This is a genomic window from Mesorhizobium sp. ESP-6-2 (assembly GCF_020164675.1).
Lineage (GTDB): Bacteria > Pseudomonadota > Alphaproteobacteria > Rhizobiales > Rhizobiaceae > Mesorhizobium.
Genome location: NZ_JAIUGT010000003.1, coordinates 249,731 through 272,692 on the forward strand (window position 1 = coordinate 249,731; position 22,962 = coordinate 272,692).

At 63.1% G+C, this 22,962-nt stretch carries 24 protein-coding genes and 1 tRNA gene; 10 read left to right on the forward strand and 15 right to left on the reverse strand.

The window, feature by feature from the left end; all coding sequences use genetic code 11:
* Positions 1 to 19: 19 nt before the first annotated feature.
* Positions 20 to 1,246 carry a GNAT family N-acetyltransferase gene (locus LB532_RS10755; RefSeq protein ID WP_140637822.1) on the forward strand — a complete coding sequence of 409 codons (1,227 nt, stop codon included), beginning with the start codon at positions 20 to 22 and terminating at the stop codon, positions 1,244 to 1,246.
* Between the two features lie 40 nt (positions 1,247 to 1,286).
* On the opposite strand, the gene LB532_RS10760 is transcribed toward LB532_RS10755, so the two are convergent.
* Complete coding sequence (locus tag LB532_RS10760) at positions 1,287 to 3,530, reverse strand: GumC family protein (RefSeq protein WP_140637821.1); 2,244 nt, start codon at positions 3,528 to 3,530, stop codon at positions 1,287 to 1,289.
* A gap of 254 nt (positions 3,531 to 3,784) precedes the next feature.
* Here LB532_RS10760 and LB532_RS10765 point away from each other — a divergent pair, with 254 nt between their 5' ends.
* The 5 genes from LB532_RS10765 (at position 3,785) to LB532_RS10785 (ending at position 8,517) form a co-directional block, all read left to right on the forward strand.
* The gene (locus LB532_RS10765; RefSeq protein WP_140493982.1) at positions 3,785 to 4,348 is read left to right on the forward strand and encodes a polysaccharide biosynthesis/export family protein; all 564 of its coding nucleotides are present in this window, start codon (positions 3,785 to 3,787) and stop codon (positions 4,346 to 4,348) included.
* A 9-nt stretch (positions 4,349 to 4,357) separates the two neighbouring features.
* Entirely contained in the window at positions 4,358 to 5,488 is a 1,131-nt protein-coding gene (locus LB532_RS10770; protein ID WP_140637820.1) for a glycosyltransferase family 4 protein, read from the forward strand.
* A 93-nt stretch (positions 5,489 to 5,581) separates the two neighbouring features.
* Positions 5,582 to 7,117: an undecaprenyl-phosphate glucose phosphotransferase gene (locus tag LB532_RS10775; protein WP_140637819.1), complete on the forward strand. Its 1,536-nt coding sequence runs from the start codon at positions 5,582 to 5,584 to the stop codon at positions 7,115 to 7,117.
* Complete coding sequence (locus LB532_RS10780; RefSeq protein WP_224556779.1) at positions 7,114 to 8,463, forward strand: O-antigen ligase family protein; 1,350 nt, start codon at positions 7,114 to 7,116, stop codon at positions 8,461 to 8,463. Before LB532_RS10775 ends, LB532_RS10780 begins: the two co-directional genes overlap by 4 nt.
* A tRNA-Pro gene (locus LB532_RS10785) sits at positions 8,441 to 8,517 on the forward strand. The genes LB532_RS10780 and LB532_RS10785 overlap by 23 nt, the downstream gene beginning before the upstream one ends.
* Positions 8,518 to 8,564: 47 nt before the next feature.
* On the opposite strand, the gene LB532_RS10790 is transcribed toward LB532_RS10785, so the two are convergent.
* On the reverse strand, positions 8,565 to 9,026 hold the full coding sequence (locus tag LB532_RS10790) for a YbaK/EbsC family protein (RefSeq protein WP_140637818.1): 462 nt from the start codon (positions 9,024 to 9,026) through the stop codon (positions 8,565 to 8,567).
* A gap of 153 nt (positions 9,027 to 9,179) precedes the next feature.
* The gene (locus tag LB532_RS10795; RefSeq protein ID WP_140637817.1) at positions 9,180 to 9,464 is read right to left on the reverse strand and encodes a helix-turn-helix domain-containing protein; all 285 of its coding nucleotides are present in this window, start codon (positions 9,462 to 9,464) and stop codon (positions 9,180 to 9,182) included.
* A 284-nt stretch (positions 9,465 to 9,748) separates the two neighbouring features.
* Here LB532_RS10795 and LB532_RS10800 point away from each other — a divergent pair, with 284 nt between their 5' ends.
* Together LB532_RS10800 and LB532_RS10805 are read left to right on the forward strand one after the other, a co-directional pair.
* A complete protein-coding gene (locus LB532_RS10800; protein ID WP_181169240.1) occupies positions 9,749 to 10,360 on the forward strand; it encodes a hypothetical protein in 612 nt (203 codons plus the stop codon).
* 220 nt (positions 10,361 to 10,580) lie between these two features.
* Positions 10,581 to 10,766 carry a hypothetical protein gene (locus tag LB532_RS10805; RefSeq protein WP_140637816.1) on the forward strand — a complete coding sequence of 62 codons (186 nt, stop codon included), beginning with the start codon at positions 10,581 to 10,583 and terminating at the stop codon, positions 10,764 to 10,766.
* Between the two features lie 304 nt (positions 10,767 to 11,070).
* On the opposite strand, the gene LB532_RS10810 is transcribed toward LB532_RS10805, so the two are convergent.
* From LB532_RS10810 to LB532_RS10840, 7 genes are all read right to left on the reverse strand, one after another.
* Positions 11,071 to 11,373 (reverse strand): hypothetical protein, encoded by a 303-nt coding sequence (locus tag LB532_RS10810; protein ID WP_140637815.1) that lies wholly within the window; start codon positions 11,371 to 11,373, stop codon positions 11,071 to 11,073.
* A 99-nt stretch (positions 11,374 to 11,472) separates the two neighbouring features.
* Positions 11,473 to 12,012, reverse strand: a complete 540-nt coding sequence (locus tag LB532_RS10815; RefSeq protein WP_140494005.1) for a MerR family transcriptional regulator — start codon at positions 12,010 to 12,012, stop codon at positions 11,473 to 11,475.
* A 224-nt stretch (positions 12,013 to 12,236) separates the two neighbouring features.
* Positions 12,237 to 12,560: an integration host factor subunit alpha gene (locus LB532_RS10820; protein WP_140494007.1), complete on the reverse strand. Its 324-nt coding sequence runs from the start codon at positions 12,558 to 12,560 to the stop codon at positions 12,237 to 12,239.
* Positions 12,561 to 12,661: 101 nt separating this feature from the next.
* Positions 12,662 to 13,633 carry a beta-ketoacyl-ACP synthase III gene (locus LB532_RS10825; protein ID WP_140637814.1) on the reverse strand — a complete coding sequence of 324 codons (972 nt, stop codon included), beginning with the start codon at positions 13,631 to 13,633 and terminating at the stop codon, positions 12,662 to 12,664.
* Positions 13,634 to 13,642: 9 nt separating this feature from the next.
* Entirely contained in the window at positions 13,643 to 14,713 is a 1,071-nt protein-coding gene (gene plsX / locus LB532_RS10830) for a phosphate acyltransferase PlsX (protein WP_140637813.1), read from the reverse strand.
* 119 nt (positions 14,714 to 14,832) lie between these two features.
* The gene (locus LB532_RS10835; protein ID WP_140637812.1) at positions 14,833 to 15,381 is read right to left on the reverse strand and encodes a YceD family protein; all 549 of its coding nucleotides are present in this window, start codon (positions 15,379 to 15,381) and stop codon (positions 14,833 to 14,835) included.
* Entirely contained in the window at positions 15,378 to 15,926 is a 549-nt protein-coding gene (locus tag LB532_RS10840) for a ubiquinol-cytochrome C chaperone family protein (RefSeq protein ID WP_140637811.1), read from the reverse strand. The genes LB532_RS10835 and LB532_RS10840 overlap by 4 nt, the downstream gene beginning before the upstream one ends.
* 114 nt (positions 15,927 to 16,040) lie before the next feature.
* Here LB532_RS10840 and LB532_RS10845 point away from each other — a divergent pair, with 114 nt between their 5' ends.
* Positions 16,041 to 16,556, forward strand: coding sequence for an outer membrane protein assembly factor BamE (locus tag LB532_RS10845; protein ID WP_140637810.1), 516 nt, complete (start codon positions 16,041 to 16,043; stop codon positions 16,554 to 16,556).
* Between the two features lie 240 nt (positions 16,557 to 16,796).
* On the opposite strand, the gene LB532_RS10850 is transcribed toward LB532_RS10845, so the two are convergent.
* The gene (locus LB532_RS10850; protein WP_140637809.1) at positions 16,797 to 18,938 is read right to left on the reverse strand and encodes a sodium-translocating pyrophosphatase; all 2,142 of its coding nucleotides are present in this window, start codon (positions 18,936 to 18,938) and stop codon (positions 16,797 to 16,799) included.
* Between the two features lie 231 nt (positions 18,939 to 19,169).
* Positions 19,170 to 19,670, reverse strand: coding sequence for a DUF2165 family protein (locus tag LB532_RS10855; protein ID WP_140637808.1), 501 nt, complete (start codon positions 19,668 to 19,670; stop codon positions 19,170 to 19,172).
* A gap of 88 nt (positions 19,671 to 19,758) precedes the next feature.
* Between LB532_RS10855 and LB532_RS10860 the strand changes: the two genes are divergently transcribed.
* Positions 19,759 to 19,983, forward strand: a complete 225-nt coding sequence (locus tag LB532_RS10860; protein WP_224556781.1) for a hypothetical protein — start codon at positions 19,759 to 19,761, stop codon at positions 19,981 to 19,983.
* 25 nt (positions 19,984 to 20,008) lie between these two features.
* Here LB532_RS10860 and LB532_RS10865 read toward each other — a convergent pair whose 3' ends face one another.
* Genes LB532_RS10865 through LB532_RS10875 form a run of 3 tightly spaced genes read right to left on the reverse strand, consistent with a single transcriptional unit; the run spans position 20,009 to position 22,853 of the window.
* Positions 20,009 to 20,758, reverse strand: a complete 750-nt coding sequence (locus tag LB532_RS10865; protein ID WP_140494023.1) for an ABC transporter permease — start codon at positions 20,756 to 20,758, stop codon at positions 20,009 to 20,011.
* On the reverse strand, positions 20,755 to 21,693 hold the full coding sequence (locus LB532_RS10870; protein ID WP_140637806.1) for an ABC transporter ATP-binding protein: 939 nt from the start codon (positions 21,691 to 21,693) through the stop codon (positions 20,755 to 20,757). Before LB532_RS10870 ends, LB532_RS10865 begins: the two co-directional genes overlap by 4 nt.
* Entirely contained in the window at positions 21,690 to 22,853 is a 1,164-nt protein-coding gene (locus LB532_RS10875; protein ID WP_140637805.1) for an ABC transporter permease, read from the reverse strand. The genes LB532_RS10870 and LB532_RS10875 overlap by 4 nt, the downstream gene beginning before the upstream one ends.
* Positions 22,854 to 22,962 lie beyond the last annotated feature (109 nt).

Here is a 22,962-nt window from a genome sequence, read left to right on the forward strand (position 1 = left end):
ACGCCCTAAGGATTGAGGTATGGTTGACGCGGCCGCGTCATTTGACGGCAATCGCCTGGCGGCAACCGGAGCCTCGCCCAGTGTGCCGCCGATAGAGCCGGCTGGGCTGTCGGTTTCCACCGCTTCCGCCGATGGGCTCGCGGCCTATGCCGCGTTCTGCCGCTCCGCCGTGTTCGCGCCGGCGCAGAGCGCGGTTTGGATCCGCAACTGGGCCGCGCAGGTCGAGCCGGACCCGGTCGTGGCGATGCTGAATTGCGAAGGCAGGCCGGTTTTCGCCCTGGCGCTGGAGGTCGTCAGCCATGGGCCATTCCGGGTTGCACGCTTCATGGGCGGCCGCCATGCCAATGGCAATTTCGTCGCCACCGACCCGCAATGGCTTGCCAGGGCGGATAGCGCAGCCCTCCGCATGATTCTGGCGGCCATCGCCAGGGACCGTCCCGACATTGATCTGATCGCTCTCGAGCGCCTCTTGCCCGACCTCGATGGCGTGGCCAACCCACTCGCCTCGTTCGATCATTTCGACAGCCCAAACCTGTCGCTTGCCGTCGACCTCGCCGGCGGTTTCGACGCACTGCTTTCCCGCGCGAGCGGCAAGCGCAAACGCAAAAAGCACCGTTCGCAAACGCGCAAGTTCGAGGCCGTCGGCAGCCATCGCCGCATCGAGGCGCGGACGGCGGATGAGGTCGGCCGGCTGCTCGACGGCTTTTTCGAGATGAAGGAATCCCGCTTCCGCAGGATGGGCATCGCCAACGTCTTCGGCGATGATCAAGTGCGCGCGTTCTTCCGTGCTCTGTTCACCGAGGCGCTTGCCGAGGACGAGCCGTCCTTCGTGCTGCACGGGCTCGAGGTTGCCGGCAAGCTTCGCGCCGTGACCGGATCGAGCCGCTCGGGCAAACGCCTGATCTGCGAGTTCGGCGCGATCGCAGAGGATGACCTCGCCCACACCAGCCCAGGTGACTTCCTGTTCTTCGGCAATATCCAGGAAGCCTGCGAGGCGGGGTTCGACGTCTATGATTTCTCCGTCGGCGACGAGCCCTACAAGCGCTTGTGGTGCGATATCGAAACGCAGCACTTCGAGGTGCTGGTTCCGCTGACGTCGAAAGGCCGCGCACTGGCGCTGGGGCTGCGGCAAAGCGCAAGGCTGAAAGCCGTCGTCAAGAACAGCCCGATGATCTGGAAGCTGACCAAGCTTCTGCGCCGCAAGGCCGCTGGCCAGGCGCCGGCACCCACCGAAGACGGTAGCTAACCCCTTCCAACGTGATGACCACAAGCGCCGCTCAACGGACTCAAGCCGCCGAGCGCCTTCCCGGCACCGGGGTGCCCGGCGGTTCGTGGCCGAGCGGGGTCACCAGCGTCAACTCCGGATAGCCATTCTCGATCAGCTTGACGGCGGCCTGCGTCACCTCATCATCCGGCTCCAGCATGGAGAGGAACACCTCGGTCGCTTCGCCACCCAGGCGGCTGATGCCTTGGGCATCGGCGGGCCCGCATTCGACCACCACCAGATCATAGGCGGTGGTCAGCGATTGCATGATGATCGGTAAGCGGTCGGCGGCGCGCATGGCGCGAACCGGATCGGCGGTGCCGACGGGAATGACATGGCAGTCGGAATAGAGGTCGGGGTGGATGACCTCGCTGAACTGCGCCTGCGACGCGAGCAGATTGGTGATGCCCGGGAACAGCCCGCTGTCGAGCATTGGTCGCGAGGCGGCGCCGGAAGCCGTGAGGTCGAGCAGCAGCACGCGCAGACCAGCGTCGGAGACCTCGCGCGCCACCAGGATCGCGGACGCGGCCGCCTCGTCACCTTCCGGTGACACGAAGATGGCGCGCGCGGCGCCGCTTGCGATCAGCTTTTCGGCCGCTTTTTCGACGTCAATCTCGCCCAGCACCGAACGCGGCCTGGTTTTGGCGACCGGGGCGGCCTCGGCGACAGGGGCGGTTTCGGCGACCGGAGCGCCGGCGGCGGGTTCGACCTCTGTGGCAGGTTCCGCCGGCGAGGGCAGATCCGGCATCATCTCCGGTTCTGCCGCTTTCTCGGCGTAGTGCTTAGGCGCGAACTCTGGAATGATCGTCGGTTCCCTGGCCGCGACCGGCATCGCCACCTCGTCGATCGGCTCGAAGCGAGCGCCGCTAGCCGGGCGCATGGCACGGCCGGAAAAGAGTTCGCGCAGCAGCGTGATCACCGACATGAGCAAAAGCGAGGCGGCAAAAGCAGCACCGACTATCGGCCCGATCTTGGGGAAGTAGGCCTCGGAAGGCACCACGGCCTTCGAGATGACACGTGCGTCGACCGGCACGTAGTTGCGATCCTGGCGCGAAGCCGCCTCGCGGTAGTTGGTCAGGTAAAGTTCGAGCTGCTGGCGCTTGGCGGCAGCGTCACGCTGCAGCGCATCGAGACCGACCTGCTGTTCGCCCGCCGCGGCGGAAGCCGCCTTCAGCGTGTTGACGTCGGCGACGAGCTGGCTCTCCCGTGCCTTGGCGGCATCGGCCTGCATGGCCAGGCCCTTCATCACCTTCTGAGCTTCGCTGCGGATCTGCGCGTCGAGATCGGCCAGCTGTGATTTTGCCGCACGAATGCGCGGATGATTGTCGAGCAGCGTCGTCGACAGGTCGGCGATGTTGGCGCGCAGCTCGACCTGCCGTTCGCGCAAGCGCTGGATGAGATCGGACGACAGCACTTCGGGCAGCGAATCCAGCGAGCCGCCATTCTGCAGCGCCTTGCGCATGCTGTCGGCGGTGCCTTCGGCGGCGGCGCGGTTGGCCCGCACCCGCGATAATTCGGTCGACAGTTCGGCCAGTTGTTGGGTGGCGAGCACAGAATTGTTGCCGCCCACCAAAAGGTCCGACTGGGCGCGATAGGCGGCGACCTTGGCCTCGGCATCCCTGACCTGCTTCTGCAGATCGGCGATCTCGGGAGCCAGGAAGTCCGCGGCGGCGGTGTTGGATTCGAGCTTGGCCGCACCCTGCCCTGCAATGTAGGCAGCGGCAATGGCATCGGGCACGGCAGCCGCGAGCTTGGGATCTTCCGAGGAGAACTCGATGGCGATGATTCGCGTCTTTTCGACCCCATAGACGTTGAGCTTCTCGCGCATTTTCTTCAGGACGCGCTCGTCGACCGGGATATCCATGGGATCGTTCTTCAACCCAACCAGGATCAGCAGGCGGTTGAGAGGCGACATATCGACAGTTTCATCGAATTCGTGCAGTCGCGACAGATCAAGCTTCTGCGCCACCCGCTTGAGGATTTCGTTGGACGAAATGATCTGCACCTGGGTGGCGACGCCTTGCTCATCGAGGATCGGCTTGTCGCTGTCATTGCTGCCGGCCGGGCGCGTGTAGACGGATTCACGCGTATCGATCTGAACCTGCGTCTGGGCCTTGTAGTGCTTGGTTGCCAGCGAAGCGAGCGCAAACGCCAACCCGGTGACCACCAGGGAGACGACCAATATTCGCAGCCAGTTCCTCGCCAGGCTGGCGAAGAGCCGGCTGAGATCGACGTCAACGTCTGCGGCCGTGGACTGAACGGACATGCATCCTACTCCGATACGGATCGGCATGCACCGTAAACAACTATGGTAACTCAGCCGTTAAGATCACAGCAAGCTTCCGTTAGGACTTACTGACAGGCGCCAAGCAAAACCGTCAAAGTTGTAAAACTCCTGTCGATCGGTGCCGTATCGGTCGCGCCCTTTACCGGCCATTAACCCTAACAGGACGATAACGGACGCGCTCTCAGATGTTTGCTGCGACGCCGCAGCGGCCAGTCGAAGGTATGTGTCCTGTCATGAAAAGCACTGCTTCCCTTTTTCGCGCGCTGCTTGCCGTGTCGATGCTTGCTGGCTGCTCCAGCTACCGGCCGACGCCGGCCGCCTTCCACGAGGTGCTCGATCAACCCTATCGCCTGGGCGCCGGCGACCGCGTCCGCGTCACGGTGTTCGAGCAGGACGGGCTGACCAACACCTATAGTGTCGACCAGTCCGGCTATCTCTCCTTCCCGCTGGTCGGTGCCGTGCCGGCGCGCGGCCACACCGCCCAGCAGATGGAAAAGGAAATCGCCGACAAACTGCGCCAAGGCTATCTGCGCGACCCTGACGTTTCCGTCGAGATCGACCGCTACAGGCCTATCTTCGTCATGGGCGAAGTGGGCGCCGCCGGCCAGTATTCCTATGTGCCCGGCCTCACCGTTCAGAAAGCCGTCGCGATTGCCGGCGGCTTCACGCCGCGCGCCAACCAGGAAAGCGTCGACATCACCCGAGATATCAACGGCAAGGTGATGACGGGCCGGGTTGTCACGTCAGACCCGCTGCTGCCCGGAGATACCGTCTATGTGCGCGAACGTCTGTTCTGACGAACACACGTGGCGGACAAGCTCAGGATCGTCCATTGCTTTCGTTCACCTGTCGGCGGGATCTTTCGGCATGTGCGCGACCTCGCGGAAGCTCAGGTCGCCGCCGGCCATTCGGTCGGCATCGTGTGCGATTCGACCACAGGCGGGGAATTCGAGGAGCGCCTGTTCGATCGGATGAAGGCCATGCTGGCGCTCGGCATCCATCGCACGCCGATGCAGCGCCATGTCGGACTGGGCGATCTCGCCTCGGCCTGGCGCACTTACGGGATCATCAAGGAATTGCGGCCGGACGTGCTGCACGGGCACGGCGCCAAGGGTGGCGCCTATGCCCGTCTGTTCGGCTCATTGTTGCGGGTATCAAGGTCTCGCGTAGCCCGCCTTTATTCGCCGCATGGCGGTTCTCTCCACTACGACGAGAGCACGTTCACGGGAAAGCTGTTCTTCGCGCTCGAGCGATCCATGGCTCACTTCACCGACTGTCTGCTGTTCGTCTCGGACTATGAGCGACGCACCTATCGCAGGAAGGTCGGCGAGGCGCCCATTCCGAACGCGCTGGTCTACAATGGCCTGCGCGCGGCCGAGTTCGACCCTGTTCCTGAGAAGCCCGGAATGGTGGACCTGCTCTACATCGGCATGATGCGTGACCTCAAGGGACCCGACATCTTCATCGACGCGCTGGCCCTTGCCGGGACACGGCTCGGACGCCCGCTGGGCGCGGTCATGGTGGGCGACGGCGACAACCTGCCTCGCTACCGCGCGCAAGTGAAGCGGCTAGGGCTCGACGGCAACGTGCGTTTCCTGCCGCCGATGCCTGCCAGGGATGCCTTTGCGCTGGCCGCACTGGTCGTCGTTCCCTCGCGCGCCGAAGCATTGCCCTATGTCGTGCTGGAGACGCTTGCGGCGGGAAAACCGATGATCGCCACGGCCGTGGGCGGCATACCGGAGATTTTCGGGGCCGAATCCCCTGCCCTGATCAGGCCTGATCCGTTGCAGCTTGCCGACAAGATGGCCGAAGCGCTGGCCGATCCCGCCGCGTATCGAAAACTTATGCCCGATCGCGCCGATCTGGAGGCACGCTTCGGCGCCGAGGTCATGGCCGCCGAGATCGAGAAGGCGTATTTCGCGGCGCTGGCCAAATAAACCACCGGCCCAAGCCCTTCCAAAGCCACGCGTTGTTTCAAGGGTTTCTTAGCTCTCTTTTGCTATTGCCTGGGGGAAGCTTGCGGAAACCCCATGAACGAGATCGATCCCGTGCACCGCTTTTCGGCAGAGGCTGTGCGCAAACTCGACACCCCGACTGATGGCGGCATGCCGGGCGGCATGAATGATGTCGCCCGTCAGGTCGCCTCGCAATACCGGCGCGATACGATGTCGCCCATCATGGTCAGCGGCGTCCTGCGGATGGCCGAGTTCGCAGTGCTGTTTCTTTCCGGGCTCGGCGTCTATTTCTACTTTGTCGGCTTCTTCAACTATTTCGCCTGGCAATATCCGCTGACGATCGCCGCCGCGTCGTTCCTTGCAGTGGTGCTGCTCGACGTCACCGATTGCTACCAGATCGTCTCGCTCATGCGGCCGATCGCCAACTTTGGACGTTTGCTGCTCGTCTGGGCCGGCACGTTCGCCCTCATGGCGCTGACGGCATTCGTGATGAAGATATCTGAAAACTATTCACGGTTGCTGTTCGGCACCTGGTTCGCCGTCGGTTTCATTCTGATCTTCGGCCTGCGGCTGGTGATGTCGAAGCTGATCCGGCGCTGGGCGCGCGACGGCCACATGGAGCGGCGCGCCGTCATCGTCGGCGGCGGCAAGGCAGCGGAGATCCTGATCCGCTCGGTCGAGAGGCAGCCCTACAACGACATCCGCATCTGCGGCATCTTCGATGATCGCAGCGACAAACGCTCGCCGCCTATCGTCGCCGGCTATCCCAAGCTCGGCACAATCTCGGAGCTGATCGAATTCGCCCGCATCGCCCGCATCGACATGCTGATCGTGTCGCTGCCGCTGACCGCCGAATCGCGCGTGCTGCAATTGCTGAAGAAGCTGTGGGTGCTGCCGGTCGATATCCGGCTGTCGGCGCATTCCAACGCGCTGCAGTTTCGTCCACGCGCCTACTCCTACATCGGCTCGGTGCCGATGCTCGACATCTTCGACAAGCCGATCAACGACTGGGATTCGGTGGCCAAGCGCGCCTTCGACATCGTCTTTAGCCTGATCGGCATCGTCGTGTTCTCACCGGTGATGCTGGCGACCGCTATCGCCATCAAGCTCGACAGCAAGGGACCGGTGCTGTTTCGCCAGAAGCGGCATGGTTTCAACAATGAGGTGATCGAAGTCTACAAATTCCGCTCGATGTATGCCGACCGGTCGGACCCGACCGCCAAGCAGACGGTCACCAAGAACGACCCGCGCGTCACCCGCGTCGGCCGCTTCATCCGCAAGACCTCGATCGACGAGCTGCCGCAGTTCTTCAATTCGCTGCTGGGTTCGCTGTCGCTGGTCGGCCCGCGGCCGCACGCGATTGCCGCGCAGTCGCACAACCTGCTCTACAACGAAGTGGTCGACGGCTATTTCGCGCGCCACAAGGTCAAGCCCGGCGTCACCGGCTGGGCGCAGATCAATGGCTGGCGCGGCGAGATGGACACCAACGAGAAGATCCGCATGCGGACGGAATACGACCTCTACTATATCGAGAACTGGTCGATGCTGTTCGACCTGCGGATCCTGTTCCTGACGCCGATCCGGCTGCTCAACACGGAGAACGCCTATTGAGCGCGGTCACCCATGACCTGCCGCGCGCGGCGGTCAACGCCAAGCTGATCGCGCTGATTTCCTCGGGCGCGGTCGCGCTCGGCATCCTGCTTTCCGGCTTCGTCATCAGCGAGCCGGCTCCTTACGAAATCTACATGGCCGGCCTGATCGCCATCTGGGCGCTTTTCGGTTTGAGGATTTCGCGCGCGGCCGCGCCGCTGCTGGTGCTTCTGGTGACGATGAATATCGGCGGCATGATCGCCATGACGCAGATGTCGGACCTCGCCAACACGCCGCTCTACCTTGCAGTGTCGCTGTTTCTCGCCTTCAGCGCGGTCTTCTTCGCATCGGTCACCACCACGCAGCCGAGCCTCTACCGGCTGATCTTCATCGCCTATGTCGTATCCGCGGTGATGACGTCGCTGCTCGGCATAGCGGGCTATTTCCATGCCTTCCCAGGCGCGGAGATGTTCACCAAATACGACCGCGCCGCGGGCGCCTTCCAGGACCCGAACGTGTTCGGGCCATTCCTGGTTCTGCCCGGCATCTATCTGCTTTATCTGCTGCTGACCGGGCCGGTCTCGCGCATGCCGCTGCTGGCGGTACCGCTGCTCATCATCACATCCGGCATCTTCTTCTCCTTCTCGCGCGGCGCCTGGGGCATGTTTGCCGTCTCTGCCGTCCTGCTCACCGGCTGCCTGTTCCTGCAGAGCAACAGCGGCATGTTCCGGCTGCGCGTGGTGGTGATGACCATCGCGGCACTGTCGCTGCTGACGATCGCCATGATCGTCATCCTGCAGCTGCCCGGCGTGGCGGAGATGTTCTCCAACCGTGCCCATCTCGAACAGAGCTACGACACCGCCCGCCTCGGCCGGTTCGCCCGCTATGCAATCGGCTTCCAGATGGCGATGGAGCATCCGTTCGGCATCGGGCCTCTGGTGTTCGGCACCATCTTCGGCGAGGACACCCACGACATCTGGCTGAAGATGCTGATGGATTATGGCTGGCTCGGCTTCGTATCGTTCCTGACGCTCGTCATCTGGACGGTATGTGCCGGATTCCGCATCCTGCTGCGCGACCGGCCGTGGCAGCCCTATCTCCTGTGCGCCTATGTCGCCTTCATCGGCAATGTCGGGCTCGGCACCTTCATAGACATCGACCATTGGCGCCACGTCTATCTACTGCTCGGATTGGTCTGGGGCGCGATCGCGCTGGAACACCGCCATCAGCGGCAGTTACGGATGGCGATGCCGGATTCAACAGCCATCGCATCCAACACGGGCGCGACAAGCGCCGAATTTCGGTTGACCCGAGCGGGGTTATCACGATACATCGCGACCGGTCCGGAGTGTAGCGCAGCCCGGTAGCGCACTTGACTGGGGGTCAAGGGGTCGTCGGTTCGAATCCGGCCACTCCGACCATTTAAACAAGGACTTGTCCCCGAAGTCCGTCTCATCGATCGACCCTTCTATCCCTGACAGACATCGACCCATTCAGCGTCGGTGAGAGCGACCATGCGTTGCGGCGCGATCCGCACTGCGGCATTGGTGGCGCCGGCGGCGGGCACGACCTCTTCGAAACCGCGCAGCGACACGTCGCAATAGACCGGCAGCGGCGCCGGCAGGCCGAACGGGCAGACACCGCCGACCGGATGGCTGGTTGCCTCGACAACCTCAGCGGCCTCCAGCATGCGCGGCTTACTGCCGAACCGATCCTTGAACTTGCGATTGTCCAGCCTGGCGGTGCCGCTGGTCACCACCAGCATGATGCGTTCGCCGACGCGAAGGCAGATCGTCTTTGCGATCTGCGCCGGCAACACGCCGTGCGCCTGCGCAGCCAATGCTACGGTTGCCGAACTCGCGTCAGTCACGATCACGTCGATGTCAGGCGCCTTGCTGGCGAAAAAGGCACGAACGGATTCCAGGCTCATCGAACCCCCATGGAGCGGCATGATGAAATCGGCAAGCTAGGCCGGCGCGTCCACAAACACGCGCCAAGGGTAAGCAAGCAAGCCTTCAGGCACGGCAAACAGAAAACCCGCCAAGGTCCCCGGCGGGTTTTCGAACATGCCTGGCACTGGCCCTTACAGCGCGGGGCGGTCTTGCGCAGCCCGCGCCTGCGCGGCCGTGCCGAGCAGCGCCTCCTGAGGAAGCCGAAGCGCCGACGCAATACGGCGCAGTTGCGATGGATCGGCCGTCCTGCCGTTCTCGATATCCTCGATTTCGTCGACCGCCAGACCGGTTGTCAGGGAAAGCTCCTCGACACTGTATCCCTTGGTTTCCCGAATCGTTCTGAGGGCGCTATGGCCTTGCCCGGCTTCGCTGGCAACCAGTTCCGGGAGGGGTTCGCGCTTTGCACTGTATGGCATTGGCAACTCCGTTGGCTGAAAGAGTTTGATGAAAATGGTGTTGCCTGAGACGGCGAGAACATGCCCGCTTGCGGGTGATTTGCCAAGTCACAAACTGGCCGTCACAGCATCGTGAACCGGGGTGTGGCGCACGTCGCTCGCAGCCTTTCTCGATCAAGTTCTTTTGAACGCCTGATCACCTCGTCGCTCGATAATTTTGACACCCCGTTCGTTGTTTCAATAGCGCCGGCGCGTAACCCAAGACCGTTGCCGGCGGCTATCATTTTCCTGAAAGGATCGATGCGATGAAATTGCGGACAATCATGATCGTGCTCGGCGCGCTTTCCAGCCTTGGCCTTGCTGCAACCAGCGCGCCGGCGGCAGACACGGTGCGCGTGCGCGGCGTCGTGGCCAGTTCCGATCAATTCCAGTTGACGGTGAAAAACCGCCAGGGCGGCATGGATAAGGTCAAGCTAGCCGCCGGATGGAAGATATCCGGCGTTGCGGGCGCATCGGTAAAGGACATCAAACTCGGCGATTTCCTCGGCATAGCGTCCGTGTCGAAAGCCGATGGCGGCAGCGGTGCGCTCGAGGTCGTGGTGTTTCCCGCTGCCTTGAAAGGCACGGGCGAAGGCGACCGCGCCTGGGACCTCAAGCCCAACAGCCGCATGACCAACGGCACCGTCGCCGACGTGACCGAGGTGAATGGCCGCGCGGTGACGCTGACCTATGACAACGGCCAGACAAAGAAGATCTCAATCCCCGACAAAACACCGGTCGTCACCTTCGCACCGGCCACACCGGCCGATCTCAAGCCCGGCGCGCCCGTCGTGGTCACCGCGACGCGCGGCGCCGACGGCACGCTGAGTGCCAACCGCGTCGTGGTCGGCAACAATGGCGTGGTCCCGCCCATGTAAACCGGTTGCGTCTGCGCCTCGTACCGAAATCTCTTCCGCTCAACGGCACTGTGGGCCCAGCCTGTCGCCGGAGCCCACAGCCCTGCGCCGCCAGACACATTCCAGAAACAAATTTCTATATTCGGGAAATACTGACGAAAAAAATCGAGAGCGTAATCCCGCTCGCGGCGATCAGGCCGTCGGCTTGATTCACATTGCCTGCGAAAAAAGGAAAATATCCATGAAGAAGTCCCTCCTCTCGGCCCTCGGGCTTGCAGTTGCACTTGCATTCACGATGCCAATCCTGAGCGCAACCAGCGCTGATGCGGCGCCGATGCACAAGCATCACCGTCATCATCATCATCGCAAGCACCATCGCAGCCACCATTACCATCACCACCACCACCACATGGCCAAGAAGGCCTGAGCTTAACCGACTGCCAATGAGAAGACCGGTTTAGGCCTCTCGTTCGAAGCCGGTCTTCTCTTGGTTTCCTCCGGACACGCGCCGTATCAGTGCGATCCCGCGGAGCCCGAGAGCTACAACGAGCGTCTGCTCTGAAGAAAAATCCCCTGTTCGTGATGCAGACCGACAAGCTGGTGGAAGGGGTCCTTTCTTCGTGGCGCCCGAAGGCGCCGCTGTCCCAAACCGGATGCACTTTCGGGCGACATAAATCGCCCGCCAGCACCGGCTCCGGTGGAACCGTCTTTTGAGAAGAATGAAATAAAGGTCAGCGCCGGCTGAATAGCAGACTGGCGACCAGACCAACCACCACGAGACCTATGGCGGCGGCCGTCGCCGGATGCTCGCGGGCTGATTTCTCGATCGCCCTGCCTCGTTCGCGGATCGCCGGCATCGCATCGTGCAGACGTTCCGCAAGGTCGGAATACGTATCAAGCGCCGCGTCGCGACCGCCTTCGTAATAAGCGCCGCCCCGCCTGGACACGACCTTCTTCAGGGCCGCCAGTTCCCTGGAGAGTGCAGCGACCCGCTTGTCGAGATCGACGTCCGAGAGGGTCGAGAATGATGCCATGATGCGTTTCCTTGTCTGCTCAAGCCTTGTCTTGCTCAAGGAAACGTAACGCATCACCCAAAGGCGGGTTCCCGTTCTTCAGGCGCCGCCGGTTGCCCGTCAGCGCACCTGGTCGAGGAGGCGCTTGCATTCGAGCAGGTCGAACAACGCTTCCTGCAACAGCGCGCGGTTGTCGCGCGACAGTTTCGAAGCGTCCGGCTGGACCGGGCCTTCCTCGTCGCTCTTGCCAAGGCCGAAGAAACGACGGCTGGGCTTGACCCTCGGCTGGCCAACCAGTTCGTCATCTCCGCCGCGCGGCTGCGCTGCCGCCGTCAACGGCACCTGATCGGCCTGCTTTCGTTGCGAGATCGCCTCGACGGCGGCCATGTCGCCATTGCCGATGGCAACCAGGAAATGGTTGCCGTTTTCACGCAACAGCTTCTGCACGCCCTTGATGGTGTAGCCCTGGTCGTAGAGCATATGGCGGATGCCCTTGATCAGTTCGACATCCTGCGGCCGGTAGTAGCGGCGGCCGCCTCCGCGTTTCATCGGCTTGATCTGGTTGAAACGCGTTTCCCAGAAGCGCAGCACGTGCTGCGGCAAATCGAGGTCTTCGGCGACCTCGCTGATGGTGCGAAAGGCGTCAGGGCTCTTGTCCATGGGCGAAATCCTCACACTGGAGCATGATCCCGGGACATGGGAACCGGCGTTCGAACGGGATTCCCTCGACAGGAGGGGAGCTCATTCCGGCTGCGCGTAACGATCACGCGGAACACCAATCCGGCCATGTTGCCGAATCGGGTCTCATTTCAGCGGTTTGTGAGGCAATATTCAAGCCCGGCATCATCGCAAGGCCTGTTTTCAACCGCGCATTTGGAGCGAGCCTACTTGCCGCCCTTCGCCTTGCCGCTCTGGTGGGAGCGCAAGATACGGTTCTTCAGCACGTTCGACGACTTGAAGGTCATCACCCGGCGCGGCAGGATCGGCACCTCTTCGCCGGTCTTGGGATTGCGCCCGATGCGCTCGTTCTTGGAGCGGACGTGGAATGTCGCGAAAGACGACAGCTTCACCGTCTCACCACGGACGATCGCCTCGCAGATCTCGTCCAGCACCGCCTCGACGAGTTCGGCCGATTCAGTGCGCGACAAACCTACCTTGCGGTAAACGGCTTCGGCAAGGTCGGCGCGCGTAAGTGTCTTTCCCCCCATGCGACCGTCCCATCAGCTCAAAACATAAAATCGACACAACAGCGGCAGAGCCTAAGTAATTGATCCGGCAAGGTCAAGGACCGAACCGGACCGTTCGGCACTTACCAGCGAAGCAGAACCGCCCCCCAGGTGAAGCCGCCGCCCATCGCTTCCAGAAGCACAAGGTCGCCCTTTTTGATGCGGCCATCGGCAACAGCCACAGAAAGCGCCAGCGGCACGGAAGCAGCCGAAGTGTTACCGTGCAGATCGACCGTCACCACCACCTTTTGCTCGGCTATCCCGAGCTTCTTGGCGGAAGCGTCAATGATCCGTTTATTGGCCTGATGCGGCACGAACCAGTCGAGGTCGTCGGCGGTGATGCCGGCCTGCGAGAACGTCGCCTCGATGACGTCGGTAATCATGCCCACCGCATGCTTGAAGACCTCGCGGCCTTCCATCCTGAGATAGCCGACGGTTCCCGTCGTCGAAGGCCCGCCGTCGACAAAGAGCTTGTCCTTGTGCGCGCCGTCGGAGCGCAGGCTCATCGCCAGCACGCCGCGGTCGGCAATATTGCCACCCCCCTCGCCGGCTTCAAGAACCAGGGCGCCGGCGCCGTCGCCGAACAGTACGCAGGTCGAGCGATCGGTCCAGTCGAGGATGCGCGAAAAGGTTTCCGAGCCGATCACCAGCACGCGCTTGGCCAAGCCGCCACGAATATAGAGGTCGGCCGTGGTTACCGCATAGACGAAGCCCGAGCATACCGCCTGCAGGTCGAAGGCAAAGCCGTGATGCATACCGAGCCGGTTCTGGATCTCGACGGATGTGGCCGGAAAAGTGTTGTTGGGCGTCGAGGTCGCCAGCACGATCAGGTCGATGTCTCCGGGCGTCAGGCCGGCATCGGCGAGCGCTGCGCGCGCCGCCGCCTCACCCAGCGAAGCCGTCGTCTCGTCGTCGGCCGCGATGTGGCGCTGGCGGATGCCGGTGCGCTGGGCGATCCACTCGTCCGAGGTTTCGACCATGCCTTCAAAGTCGGCATTCTTCATGATGCGGCGGGGCAGCGCGGCGCCCATGCCGCGCACGACTGATCTGATCAAAGTTCTTTCCTATTCCTCTGCGTCGCTGACGACGTCGGATTTCCTAGATGTCTGGGCATGCGGATTGCGCGCATGGAACAAGTCCAGGTCGGCCTCGATGCGGTCGAGCAAATTGTTGCGCACCATGTCGTAGCCGAGTTCGATGGCGGCGGCGAAACCATCCGAATCGGCGCCGCCGTGGCTTTTCACCACAATGCCGTTCAGCCCGAGGAAAACGCCGCCATTGGAGCGGCCGACATCCATCTTCTCGCGCAGGCGATCGAACGCGCCCTTGGCGAAGATATAGCCGATCCTGGCCATCAGTGTACGGCTCATCGCCGCTCGCAGGTAACCGCCAATCTGGCGCACCGTGCCTTCCGCCGTCTTCAGGGCGATGTTGCCGGCGAAGCCTTCGGTGACGACGACGTCGACCACGCCCTTGCCGATGTCGTCGCCCTCGACGAAACCGTGATAGTTCATCGAGGCCATATTGGCTTCGCGCAGCATGCGCCCAGCCTCCTTGACCTCTTCCTGGCCCTTGATCTCCTCGACCCCGACATTGAGCAGGCCGACACTGGGCCGCGAGACGCCGAAGACCGATCGGGCCATGCCGGTTCCAAGGATGGCAAAATCGATGAGCTGGTGCGCATCCGCGCCAATGGTGGCGCCGACGTCGAGGACCACGCTTTCGCCGCGCAGCGTCGGCCAAAGTGCCGCGATCGCCGGGCGGTCGATGGTAGCCATGGTGCGCAAGCAGAATTTCGACATCGCCATCAGCGCGCCGGTGTTGCCGGCCGAGACGCACGCGTCCGCCGTGCCCGACTTGACCGCCTCGACAGCCTTCCACATCGATGACTTCCAGCGGCCATGGCGCAGCGCCTGGCTCGGTTTGTCGTCCATCCTGACGGCCACCTCGCAGTGGAAGAATTCACTCACACCGGCCAGCTTGGGAAATTTGGCCAGTTCGGGCCGTACGGCCTCCTCCCGCCCGTAGATGACGAAGCGAACGTCGGGACGGCGGGTCGCGACCGTCATGAGCGCCGGAATGACCACGGCTGGTCCGTGATCGCCGCCCATGGCATCGATGGAAATCCTGATCACGCGGTATTCATCTCACGGTTTTGCTTAGGCGGCGGATCGTTTTAGTGATCGCGAAGGTTCGGCGAAAATAGCGGTTTTGGACATTCGCACAACCGACTTTTCCGTCGCGGGTGAGGTTTTCAGGATTTTCCCAGCAGCGACCGCAGTTTCTGCTGAAATTCATTCTCCACCGGTTCAGCCTCGCCGCCGGCATCAAGCGACGCACCCGGCTTGCGCGGATAAGGATCGATGGCCAATCCGAAGAACTGCTCGGCGAGTGCCCCGACATCGATCGTGTCGCCTGAAAATGTTTCGGGACTGTCAGGTCCATCCGCATCGAGCAGGATCTCGCCGCCGCCTTCGAAACCCTGTCGTCCAAGCTTGGAATCCTCGGGCAGGAACAGAGCCTCGAATGAATCGTCGATATGCGCTCCGACCGGATCGAGCGTGACGATACAGGCCTGGGTGATGTCGGCCTCGACCCGGCCGCTGACCTTCACACCATTGCGTTTCCACGGCGTCACCAGGAACTCGGCGCGGTAGGCTTCGACCGAGAGCAAGCTGTGCTCCTCGGCGAGTGTCGCGCGCTGCGTGGCGTCGGCCTCGATGACCACCGGCAGGCCCTTCTGCGGCAGGCGGGCGACGTTGGCAAAAAACGACACCGGGCTTTGCGAATCGGCGTGCTTCATCGATCTGCCTCCTGGGCGAGCGGAAAGGTCACTGTGCCGGAGACGATCGCCCGGCACGGCTGCGTGGCCAGCCGGTTGCGGGCATCGGAGACATAGTCGGACAGTCGTGACGCTTCCGCCCAGGCCGCGGTGTCGGGCCGGACATTGCGTGCAAGGGCGGCGGTGAGCCCATCATGGTCATTGCGCTCCAATGCGTCGTCATAGGCGGCGGTGCGGCCATAAAACATCTTCGCCAGCTTTTTCATACGCTTGGGCACTCCGACATCGCCAATGCCGAGTTCCCGCAGCGAATGGTCGACGTCGAGGAAAAACTCGTCGATCAGCACCTGAGCGATCTCCTGCGCCGCGCCGTCTTCGCCACGCAGCCGGTGCTGGACCAGGAACATGTGCAGTGACAGCATCTCGAAACGGCCAAGCGGCGTGTCCGGCACATTCCAGTGGGAATAAAATACGGTCTGCCGCGCGGCCGCCACGATTTGTGCGTAAAGCGCGTCGGTGATGGCGTGGTTGGCGTGGCGTTCGCGACCAAAAAGGCGCTGGAACATGGGGATGGTCTCCGGGGACCGTTTGTTGAATTGGCCTTGTTGCATCGGCAAGCAAGCTGGTTTACCGGTTTTGCGGCCCAGCGCAAGTTGCGGCGATATAATGGAGAATTGTTGTTGCGCGCGCTGAATTTCAAGTCGACCTTCTCTTTCAGGCCCGCTGGCGCGATCTCGCTGCTGGCCATCATTGCGGCGCTTTCGGCCTGCAACAGTTCCAAGATGATCGGCGATCTGAACCCCAGCGAAACGTTGACGCAGGGATATGTCATCGATCAGCAGGCGATCGATTCGGTGCCGGTCGGCTCAAGCCGCGAGCAGGTGCTTCTCGCGCTCGGAACGCCCTCGACGACGGCGACCTTCGACAATGAGGCCTTTTATTACATCTCGCAGACTCGCAAGCGCTACGTCGCCTTCGACAAGCCGCGGCTGGTCGATCAGCATGTGCTGGCGGTCTATTTCGGGGCCGATGGGCGGGTCACCCAGATCGCCAATTACGGCCTGAAGGACGGCAAGATCTTCGATTTCATATCGCGCACCACGCCGACTGGCGGCAAAGACCAGAACTTCCTCAGCCAGATCATCAACGGCGCCAGCAAGCTGGCGCCTGGCATTCCCGGCGGGGGCACTCCCTGATCTCAGACCGCCCCCCTCGGGGAAGACAGCACCATCTCAGGCGACCAAAAACCCGTGGGAGCGATCCCACGGGTTTTTGTTATCAAGGGACGGAGAGGCCGGCTCGCCGGTGATGGGCAGCCAGCAACGGCAGGACGCGGACGCAGCCGTTGAAATTCGCTTTCCGCCTTCCGAGACCGCCGTCAAATTAAAGCCCGCGGGGATTGCTCCCCGCGGGCTTTCAATGCCGAGCTTTGCCGCTCAGCCGTGCGCCAGCACCGCCAGCAGCAGGAGCGCCACGATGTTGGTGATCTTGATCGCCGGGTTGACCGCCGGGCCGGCCGTGTCCTTGTAGGGATCGCCGACCGTATCGCCAGTCACCGAGGCCTTGTGCGCCTCGGAACCCTTCAGGTGCTTTACGCCGTCCTTGTCGGTGAAACCGTCCTCGAACGACTTCTTGGCGTTGTCCCAGGCGCCGCCGCCCGAAGTCATCGAGATGGCGACGAACAAGCCGTTGACGATGACGCCGAGCAGCGAGGCGCCGAGAGCCGCAAAGGCCGATGCTTTCGAGCCGGAGATCAGCAGCACGCCGAAATAGACGACGAGCGGCGCCAGCACCGGCAGCAGCGACGGGATGATCATTTCCCGGATCGCCGCCTTGGTCAGAAGATCGACCGCGCGCGCATAGTTCGGCTTGGACGTGCCGGCCATGATGCCCGGGTCGTCACGGAACTGCTTGCGCACCTCCTCGACGATGGCGCCCGCCGCGCGGCCGACGGCCGTCATGGCGATGCCACCGAACAGATACGGGATCAAGCCGCCGAAGATCAGGCCGGCGACGACATAGGGGTTGGAAAGATCGAAGGAGACCTCGCCCATGCCCTGGAAGTAGGGGTATTTGTCGCCATTGGCGGCAAAGAATTTCAGGTCGTTCGAATAGGCCGCGAACAGCACCAGCGCGCCGAGGCCTGCCGAACCGATGGCATAGCCCTTGGTCACCGCCTTGGTGGTGTTGCCGACCGCGTCGAGCGCGTCGGTGGAGTGGCGCACTTCCTTGGGCAGGCCGGCCATTTCGGCGATGCCGCCGGCATTGTCGGTGACCGGGCCGAACGCATCGAGCGCGACGATCATGCCGGCAAGGCCGAGCATGGTGGTGACGGCGATCGCCGTGCCGTAAAGGCCGGCTAGCTGATAAGTCGAGATGATGCCGCCGACGATGACGATGGCCGGCAGTGCCGTCGATTCCAGAGAGACCGCAAGGCCCTGGATGACGTTGGTGCCGTGCCCGGTCACCGACGCCTGGGCGATCGAATTGACCGGACGCTTGTTAGTGCCGGTGTAGTACTCGGTGATCACGACGATGAGACCGGTCACCACGAGGCCGATCACGCCGCAGATGAACAGGTTCTTGCCGGTGATGACCATGCCGGCGACAGTGCCGACCTCGCCCCAGCCAAGCGTGGCCGAGGTGGCGACGCCCAAGCCCACGATGGACAACAGGCCGGTGACGATCAGGCCCTTGTAGAGCGCGCCCATGATCGAACCGTTGGAGCCGAGCTTGACGAAGAAAGTGCCGACGATCGAGGTCAGGATGCAGGCGCCGCAGATGGCGAGCGGATAGAGCATCGCCGCACCCAGAACCGCGGTGCCGCCAAAGAAGATGGCGCCCAGAACCATGGTGGCGACGACTGTGACCGCATAGGTCTCGAACAGGTCGGCGGCCATACCGGCGCAGTCGCCGACATTGTCGCCGACATTGTCGGCGATGGTGGCGGGGTTGCGCGGGTCATCCTCGGGAATACCAGCTTCGACCTTGCCGACCAGATCGCCGCCGACGTCGGCACCCTTGGTGAAGATGCCGCCGCCGAGACGGGCGAAGATCGAGATCAGCGAGGCGCCGAAGCCGAGTGCGACCAGCGAATCGATGACGACGCGGTCATTGGGCTGAAGCCCCATGAAATGGGTGAGGATCAGGTAGTAGATCGACACGCCAAGCAGGGCAAGCCCGGCAACCAACATGCCCGTGATGGCGCCCGACTTGAAGGCGATGTCGAGGCCGGCGGCAAGGCTGTTGGAAGCGGCCTGTGCCGTGCGAACATTGGCCCGCACCGAAACATGCATGCCGATGAAGCCGGCCGCGCCCGAAAGCACGGCCCCGATCAGGAAGCCGATCGCGGCGGTCATGGACAGCAGCCACCAGGCGAGCAGCAGCACGACCACGCCGACGATGGCGATGGTGGTGTACTGGCGCGCCAGATAGGCTTGCGCGCCCTCACGGATGGCTGCGGAGATTTCCTGCATGCGTGCGTTGCCCTGGTCCGAAGCGAGGACCGAACGTGTCGCCCAGATGGCGTAAAGGACAGAAAGCAGGCCGCAGGCGATGACGGCGGAAATTATGGTCATTGCCGGGTTTTCCTCGATTGCTGGCCCAAAAGAACCCCTCCCTGGGCCGTTGAGACAAAGACGGAATCCCGTGCACGGAATCCCCCTCTTCGCAGCGGTGTATGCGAAACAGGGCCGCGAACGTCAAGATATTGTTCGGTTTTTGCCCGGCTTTCGCCCAAAAGAGCCAAACGGCGGCAGGTGTCGCCATGCCGCTGCTGCTTTATATCGATTGAAATCGCCAATCAGCAGTCAGGCCTGGCGCAGATCGCCGTCTGGCTGGATGACGAAGATCAGCACCGCCAGCATGGTCATGTAGAACATGAATGCCTTCTGCTGCCCGTTCCAGATGCTCGACTGCCACATGGCGAACCACTCGCCGCCCACCACCATGAATCCAAGATACCAGATCAGGAATCCCATCGTCGCGGCGATAACGGCGAATTTCTTGGCATCGTTGAAAACCTGTCCGCTGGCATTGCGCGCCTGCCACAGGTTCCAGGCAGCGATCAGATAGAGCAGAGACGTCAGCGCCTCGCCGGCGATGATGAGCCAGTAGCCCGTCGTCCACAGCGAGGGGTTGGTGATCGAGCGATACATCAGCGTGTTGCCGGGAAAGGTCGTGTCCATGCTCAGCACATGCTGGACAAAGGCGAAGTTTGAGCCGTAATCGGTGACGTTGCCGAAAGCGACAAGAAAGGCGAAAGCCGCCAGACAGAGACACATGACGATCTTGGAGAAGCGCAAGGTCATGGCAAGAACTCCTGCTGAAGGATCGGGGCATCGGCCCAATCAATCGCCGAGTCCCGAAGATCACGCAACTGGCAGGCGGGTGTCGATTATGCTCACTGCCAGCGCAAGACATTATGCCGGCATGCAAGTCATCGCCGAACCCATCGAGGCGCTCGAGCTCGACAGCGATTGCGCCGTGGGTGATCTTGTCTCGCTCGTGAAAGCCGGCACACAACACGACTTTGCCGTCATCTGCCGCCGCTGGATCTGCAAAGACCAAGGCATCGAACTCGAACTGACGCTCGACCACCCTGCCCGTTCAAGTGGACGTTGAAAGATCGGAGCTCCTGGACAGAAGCCTACTCGGCCTGGCGCCCCATGCGCCGCGCGGCATAGCGTTCGACCGCCGACAGTCCGTCATAGATCAGCACGGCCAAGGCGGCGACGATCAGGCCGCCCTGCAAGATGAAAGCGAGATTGTTGGACAAGAGCCCGGCAATGATCACCTCGCCCAACGTCTTCGCTGCAACCGTCGAGCCAATGGTGGCGGTGGCGAGGCTGATAACCACCGACAGCCTTATGCCGCCGAGGATGACCGGCGCGCTGAGCGGCAATTCGACCTTCAGCAGCCTTTGCCAACCGGTCATGCCGGCACCGCGCGCCGCTTCCATGACATTGCCGGGCAACGTCGTCAGGCCGGTCAGCGCGTTCTCGAAGATCGGCAGCAGACCATAGAGGAACAATGCGATCAGCGTCGGCTTCTCGCCGAACCCGACCGCCGGCACGGCAAGCGCCAGCACCGCCACCGGCGGGAAAGTCTGGCCGATATTGACCAGGCTGCGTGACAGCGGCAGGAATTCGGCGCCGGCAGGCCTGGTGACCAGGATGGCGAGCGCGACCGCCACTATGGTGGCGGCGAGCGTGGCGATCAGCACGGTGCGCAGGTGCAGTAGCATCAGCGTCAGCAGGCTGCCCTGATTGTAGATCACCGGCGCGCCGTTCTCGGTCAGCGGCTTGAGCAGCGGCTCGAACCAGCCGGGACTGGTGACGAAAGCGACCAGCAGCACCACCAGCGCAAGCCTGAGCAGCAACGGCAGCCAGGCTTTCATGCCGGCCTCGCCGCACGCTTCACCAAGCCGTCGACGGTAACGCGGCCGAGCGGCTTGCCGTCGGCATCCTTGACCGGCAGCGCCGGACGGCCGGACCAGAGAAGTTCGGCCAGCGCGTCGCGCTGGCTGGCGTCGCCGGGGATCGCCTCACCTTCCGCCGCGCCCTTTTCGACTGCGTCGCGCACGCGGCCGAGCGACAGCAGCCGGAACGGTTTTTCGCTGGCGCCGACCAGGGTCTCGACGAAGCCGCTGGCCGGCCTCGCCAGTATCTCCGCCGGCCTGGCATATTGTACCAGCTTGCCGGCATCCATGACGGCGATCTTGTCGCCCATATGCACGGCCTCTTCCATGTCGTGGGTGACGAGGATGATGGTGGTGCCGAAGCGCCTCTGGATCGCAAGCAGATCTTCCTGCGCCTTGGTGCGGATGATCGGGTCAAGCGCGCCGAACGGCTCGTCCATCAACAGCACATTGGGTTCGGCCGCGAGTGCGCGGGCGACGCCGACGCGCTGTTGCTGGCCGCCGGAGAGCTCGTGCGGATAGCGCGGCCCGTAGGCCTTCGGGTCGAGCTGGTAGAGCGTCATCAGTTCGTCGACACGGGCCTTGATGCGATCCTTGTCCCAGCCAAGCAGCACCGGCACGGTGGCGATGTTCTGCGCCACCGTCCGGTGCGGGAACAGGCCGTGGCCCTGGATGGCGTAACCGATGCTGCGCCGCAACTCGTAGCCCGGCACCGAGCGGTTGTCGGCGCCGTCGAGCTTGATGACGCCGGAAGTCGGCTCGACCAGCCGGTTGATCATGCGAAGCAGCGTCGTCTTGCCGGAGCCCGAGGTGCCGACGATGACGCAAAGCGTGCGGGGCTCGATGATCATCGAGACGTCGTCGACCACCGTGGTCGCATCGTAGCGCTTGGTAATGCCTTCGATCTCGATCATGCGGGGTCCGCCCTGCGCTTGGTTGAGGTCATTTCGATCACCGCGTCGAGAATGATGGCGGCAGCGAAGGCGAGCGCGACCGTCGGCATGGCGCCAAGCAGCACCAGGTCCATCGCCGTCTGGCCGACGCCCTGGAACACGAACACGCCGAAACCGCCGCCGCCGATCAGGGCGGCGATGGTGGCGAGGCCGATGTTCTGCACAAGCACGATGCGGATGCCGGTGAGGATCACCGGGAAGGCCAGCGGAAACTCGACGCCGAACAGACGTTGGCGATCGGTCATGCCCATGCCGCGCGCCGCGTCATTGGCGGCACGCGGCACACCGGCAAGACCGACCACGGTGTTGGCGACGACCGGCAGCAGCGAATAGAGGAACAGCGCCACGAACGCAGGTGCCGTTCCGATGCCGCGGATACCGAGCGCGGCCGCTCCCGGCACATGCGCCGCCACCCAGCCGAGCGGCGCGATCAGCAGGCCGAACAGCGCGATCGAGGGAATGGTCTGGACGATGTTGAGCACGTTGAGCACGCCGGCGCGCAGGCGCTCGACGCGATGGCACAGGATGCCGAGCGGCAGGCCCACTATCACCGCCGCCGCCAGCGAACCGAGCGCCAGCGTGACATGTTTGGCGCCCTCGGCCCAGAAACTGTCGGCACGGTTGAAATATTCCTTGAGGATCGAAAGGCTGTCCCAGGATCCCGATATTAGCAGCAGCCCGATGGCGAGCGCGGCAACGACAAGCACGCCGACACGTGACCAGGGAGACAGGTTCATTCTCGTCAGCACGTCGGCCAGCAGGAGGGTAAAGGCGAAAATCAGCAGCCAGAATCCGGAGGCCGGCGAAACGCGCGCGAAGGTATTGCCTGCCGGGGTCAGGAATGTCCCGGTGACGCCGATCAACAGCGCGAGGGCCACCAATGTCACGACGCTGGCGGCCAGGCGCAGCACGAGCGGCGTTTTCAGCAGCGCGACAAGCGCGGCTGCGACAACGATGGCCAAAAGCAGCGGGCCGGCCATTGCCGGAAGTGCCTCAACGATCGATCGCGCCTGGCCGGGCACGATGCGATTGGCGCGGAACGTGGCGAAAGGAGCGGCGAAAGCCGCATAGGCAGCGATCGCGGCGATGACCACGCCGAGCTTGTCGAAGCGGAGGGTCATAGGGCGCATCTGCGCAGAGCGACGTCACCAGAACGCAACGCAGTTGCAGAATTGTGAGCTCTGTGCGAGGCGCCCCCCTCTGGCCTGCCAGCCATCTCCCCCTCGAGGG

Coding starts and splice junctions, on each gene's coding strand:
- LB532_RS10755 (WP_140637822.1), top strand. CDS start 20: ATGGTTGACGCGGCCGCGTCATTTGACGGCAATCGCCTGGCGGCAACC.
- LB532_RS10760 (WP_140637821.1), bottom strand. CDS start 3,530: ATGTCCGTTCAGTCCACGGCCGCAGACGTTGACGTCGATCTCAGCCGG.
- LB532_RS10765 (WP_140493982.1), top strand. CDS start 3,785: ATGAAAAGCACTGCTTCCCTTTTTCGCGCGCTGCTTGCCGTGTCGATG.
- LB532_RS10775 (WP_140637819.1), top strand. CDS start 5,582: ATGAACGAGATCGATCCCGTGCACCGCTTTTCGGCAGAGGCTGTGCGC.
- LB532_RS10790 (WP_140637818.1), bottom strand. CDS start 9,026: ATGAGCCTGGAATCCGTTCGTGCCTTTTTCGCCAGCAAGGCGCCTGAC.
- LB532_RS10795 (WP_140637817.1), bottom strand. CDS start 9,464: ATGCCATACAGTGCAAAGCGCGAACCCCTCCCGGAACTGGTTGCCAGC.
- LB532_RS10800 (WP_181169240.1), top strand. CDS start 9,749: ATGAAATTGCGGACAATCATGATCGTGCTCGGCGCGCTTTCCAGCCTT.
- LB532_RS10805 (WP_140637816.1), top strand. CDS start 10,581: ATGAAGAAGTCCCTCCTCTCGGCCCTCGGGCTTGCAGTTGCACTTGCA.
- LB532_RS10810 (WP_140637815.1), bottom strand. CDS start 11,373: ATGGCATCATTCTCGACCCTCTCGGACGTCGATCTCGACAAGCGGGTC.
- LB532_RS10815 (WP_140494005.1), bottom strand. CDS start 12,012: ATGGACAAGAGCCCTGACGCCTTTCGCACCATCAGCGAGGTCGCCGAA.
- LB532_RS10820 (WP_140494007.1), bottom strand. CDS start 12,560: ATGGGGGGAAAGACACTTACGCGCGCCGACCTTGCCGAAGCCGTTTAC.
- LB532_RS10835 (WP_140637812.1), bottom strand. CDS start 15,381: ATGAAGCACGCCGATTCGCAAAGCCCGGTGTCGTTTTTTGCCAACGTC.
- LB532_RS10840 (WP_140637811.1), bottom strand. CDS start 15,926: ATGTTCCAGCGCCTTTTTGGTCGCGAACGCCACGCCAACCACGCCATC.
- LB532_RS10850 (WP_140637809.1), bottom strand. CDS start 18,938: ATGACCATAATTTCCGCCGTCATCGCCTGCGGCCTGCTTTCTGTCCTT.
- LB532_RS10855 (WP_140637808.1), bottom strand. CDS start 19,670: ATGACCTTGCGCTTCTCCAAGATCGTCATGTGTCTCTGTCTGGCGGCT.
- LB532_RS10860 (WP_224556781.1), top strand. CDS start 19,759: ATGCTCACTGCCAGCGCAAGACATTATGCCGGCATGCAAGTCATCGCC.
- LB532_RS10865 (WP_140494023.1), bottom strand. CDS start 20,758: ATGAAAGCCTGGCTGCCGTTGCTGCTCAGGCTTGCGCTGGTGGTGCTG.
- LB532_RS10870 (WP_140637806.1), bottom strand. CDS start 21,693: ATGATCGAGATCGAAGGCATTACCAAGCGCTACGATGCGACCACGGTG.
- LB532_RS10875 (WP_140637805.1), bottom strand. CDS start 22,853: ATGACCCTCCGCTTCGACAAGCTCGGCGTGGTCATCGCCGCGATCGCT.